The 2,862-nt window shown below is 53.6% G+C and carries 3 protein-coding genes and 1 pseudogene; 3 read left to right on the top strand and 1 reads right to left on the bottom strand.

The window, feature by feature from the left end:
* The 3 genes and pseudogenes from ABF287_RS11105 to ABF287_RS11095 all read left to right on the top strand — a co-directional run.
* Positions 1-412, top strand: a pseudogene (locus ABF287_RS11105) (alpha/beta hydrolase); the annotation flags it as partial.
* The gene (locus tag ABF287_RS11100) at positions 409-1,053 is read left to right on the top strand and encodes a glutathione S-transferase family protein (RefSeq protein WP_347185072.1); all 645 of its coding nucleotides are present in this window, start codon (positions 409-411) and stop codon (positions 1,051-1,053) included. The pseudogene ABF287_RS11105 and the gene ABF287_RS11100, both read left to right, overlap by 4 nt.
* 182 nt (positions 1,054-1,235) lie before the next feature.
* Entirely contained in the window at positions 1,236-2,201 is a 966-nt protein-coding gene (locus ABF287_RS11095; RefSeq protein WP_347185071.1) for a fumarylacetoacetate hydrolase family protein, read from the top strand.
* A 112-nt stretch (positions 2,202-2,313) separates the two neighbouring features.
* Here ABF287_RS11095 and ABF287_RS11090 read toward each other — a convergent pair.
* On the bottom strand, positions 2,314-2,862 hold a 549-nt coding region (locus ABF287_RS11090), incomplete at its 5' end, for an efflux RND transporter permease subunit (RefSeq protein WP_347185070.1).

Raw genomic sequence — 2,862 nt, 5'->3', positions numbered from 1 at the left:
TGCCTCCGGTGCCGTTTGGGGTGCAAACCACAACTGGGCCGAAGTTCAGCAACGTCGCATCAATCGCGAAGGCGAAAACCCTGTGCCGCACTACTGGAAACACGTGCACTGGGTCTTTGGTGCAGACGGTCAAGAAGACTTCATTGAAAAGTCAAAAGGCATGAACCTGAACGGTCAGATGGAAAAAATCAAAGTGCCGTTCCTCGTCACGCATGGTGAGTTTGACCGCCAGATCTGCCTCGATTACGCGCACCAAAGCTACGACCAATTGGTCAACTCTCCACGTCGCGAGCTGAAAATCTTCACGCCACGCGAAGGTGGTGTTGAACATGTTGGCGCTGACAACATGAGCTTTGGCCGCCACTATATCGCTGATTGGTTTGCAGATACACTCGGTGGCCGTCTGGCATGAGCTACACGCTCCATTTCACACCTGGAACCTGCGCGCGCGTGCCTTTGGTCGCGCTCGCAGAATCTGGCGCGGAGTTTGACGTCAAACATGTGCAATTGATGAAAGGCGAACACAAACGCCCTGACTACCTTGCGAAGAACCTTGCTGGAAAAGTGCCTTTGCTGGAAACGCCTGAGGGGGCTTCGGCGCAGAACGTCGCCATTGCGCGTTATTTGGGATCAAAGTTTCCACAGTTGCTGCCACAAACAGACAATGCTTTTGCGGATGCAAAGATCACTGCCAACTTGGCATTTTGCGCGGACACATTGCACCCGATTGTAACCCGTATGCGGATGCCGATGTTCATCGCTGACGGCGATGAGGCACAGCAATCGGTGCGCGAAAAGGGCCACGCTGCCATGGTTATGATGGCCAAAGTTGTCGAAGACCAACTGGCCAATGGGCCATGGTGGTATGGCGATGAATGGTCCATCCAAGACGCCTATATCTACTGGATCTGGTTCCGCTTGCTCAGCGTGGATTATGATGTCAGCGTTCTGCCGAACTGGGCCGCCCATGCTGCCCGTATGGAAGAGCGCCCAGCGGTTCAACGCGCTTTGAAAATCGAAAACGATCTGTTGGAACAATCGACAGCTCAGTAGCACCAAAACACAGCAAACGATGCCCAATTGGCGTCGTTTGCACATATGCCTTTTGGCAACGAAAATGATCTTGAACGGTCTAGGATGTGCCGGCAAACATTGCTCGCGCATCTTTTCAGTCTTTGGATCCTTAGTGTCACAGCTTGGCCCAATTCCAGTGCCTTTAACGACGGAGAACACTTATGAAATTTGCGACTTTGCCAAATGGCACCCCAGATGGCCAACTGCATCTCGTCAGCCGCGACCTAACGCGCGCTACTGCGGCCAAAGATGTTGCGACCATGCAGGCCTTGATTGAAAACTGGGAGGCCTTGGCCCCTGCCCTTGAGGCGCAATACTCTGCCTTGAACGCAGGCGGCGGTGAGGCCTTTGATATGACACAAGCCTTAGCCCCTTTGCCGCGCGCTTGGCAGTGGCTCGATGGATCGGCCTATGAAAGTCACGGCGACTTGATGCAAAAAGTCTTCAAGATGGACCCTGTTCCGAAGGGCCGTCCTTTGATGTACCAAGGTATGTCCCACGAATTCTTGCCTGCAACGGCTGATGTGCCCTTTCCGTCTGAAGCGGACGGAATTGATATTGAAGGTGAATTCGGAATCATCTGTGACGCGGTCCCAATGGGCACTGACGCACAAACCACTCAAAGCCATATCCGCCTTTTGGTTCAGATCAACGACTGGTCATTGCGCACCATTGCGCCGGTGGAAATGAAAACTGGCTTCGGCTGGGTTCAAGCCAAACCTGCTTGTTCCGTCGCCCCCGTCGCGGTCACCCCAGATGAACTTGGGGATGCATGGCGCGATGCGCGGGTCGACCTGCCTTTGAAAGTTGATTTGAATGACACCCATTTTGGCGCGGCCGAGGGCTATCATATGGCATTCGGTTTTGATGAACTGATCGCTCATGCCGCAAAAACGCGCAAGCTTGTAGCAGGTACAATCATTGGGTCCGGCACGGTTTCGAACGAAAATTTCCGCGAAATCGGGTCATCCTGTATTGCCGAACGTCGTGGCATTGAAATGCTGGACACCGGTGCGCCTGTCACGCCGTACATGTCATTCGGTGATCGCGTTAAAATGGAATGCTCTGCACGTGATGGTGCTCCTATTTTTGGCGCGATTTCACAAACCGTTGTGGCGCAGTCGTAAGCGACGCTGCTCAGAAGCAACTGTTCGCAGCTGGCACATAACATATCTCAAGATGCAACAAGCGCGGCCCTTTGGAGCCGCGCTTGTTTTTTGTGTGCTTTTGTTCGGACATCTAGTCCTGTGGTTTGACCCTAAAGACCGCCAAATACAACGCAGGTGCGAAGACCAACGTAATCACAGTTCCTGCGATAATCCCGCCCATCATGGCAAAGGCCATCGGCCCCCAGAAAATCTGACGTGAAATCGGGATCAATGCCAAGCTGGCAGCGGCAGCTGTCAACAAGATGGGACGTGCCCGCGAGTCACTTGCTTCGAACACCGCGGTCCAAGCATCGCGACCTTTGCTGCGTAGCACTTCAATTTCGTTCACCAGAATAATCGAGTTCCGGATCAAAATCCCCACCAAAGCAAGCACGCCCAAAATCGCAACAAAACCAAGCGGCGCGCCCGATGGCACCAATGCGGCGACAACCCCGATCATCCCCAAAGGCGCAACACAGAACACGACGAAGGACAATCTAAAGCCCTGCATCTGAATCATCGTCAATGTGAGCATAATCAAAAGCATCACAGGGAACACGGCAAAGATCGGCGCTTGGCTGTCAGCACTGGCCTCAACAGCCCCGCCCACAACGGCTTTGTATCCGAAGGGCAATTGCGC

This window comes from Pacificibacter sp. (assembly GCF_039769035.1).
In the GTDB taxonomy this organism is placed as follows: Bacteria; Pseudomonadota; Alphaproteobacteria; order Rhodobacterales; family Rhodobacteraceae; genus Celeribacter.
Note: the sequence above shows the minus strand (reverse complement) of the source record. Positions and strands in the feature narration are given on the sequence as shown.

What these genes read in the sequence shown, in the direction of transcription:
- ABF287_RS11100 (WP_347185072.1), top strand. Translation starts at nt 409, where the DNA reads ATGAGCTACACGCTCCATTTCACACCTGGAACCTGCGCGCGCGTGCCT.
- ABF287_RS11095 (WP_347185071.1), top strand. Translation starts at nt 1,236, where the DNA reads ATGAAATTTGCGACTTTGCCAAATGGCACCCCAGATGGCCAACTGCAT.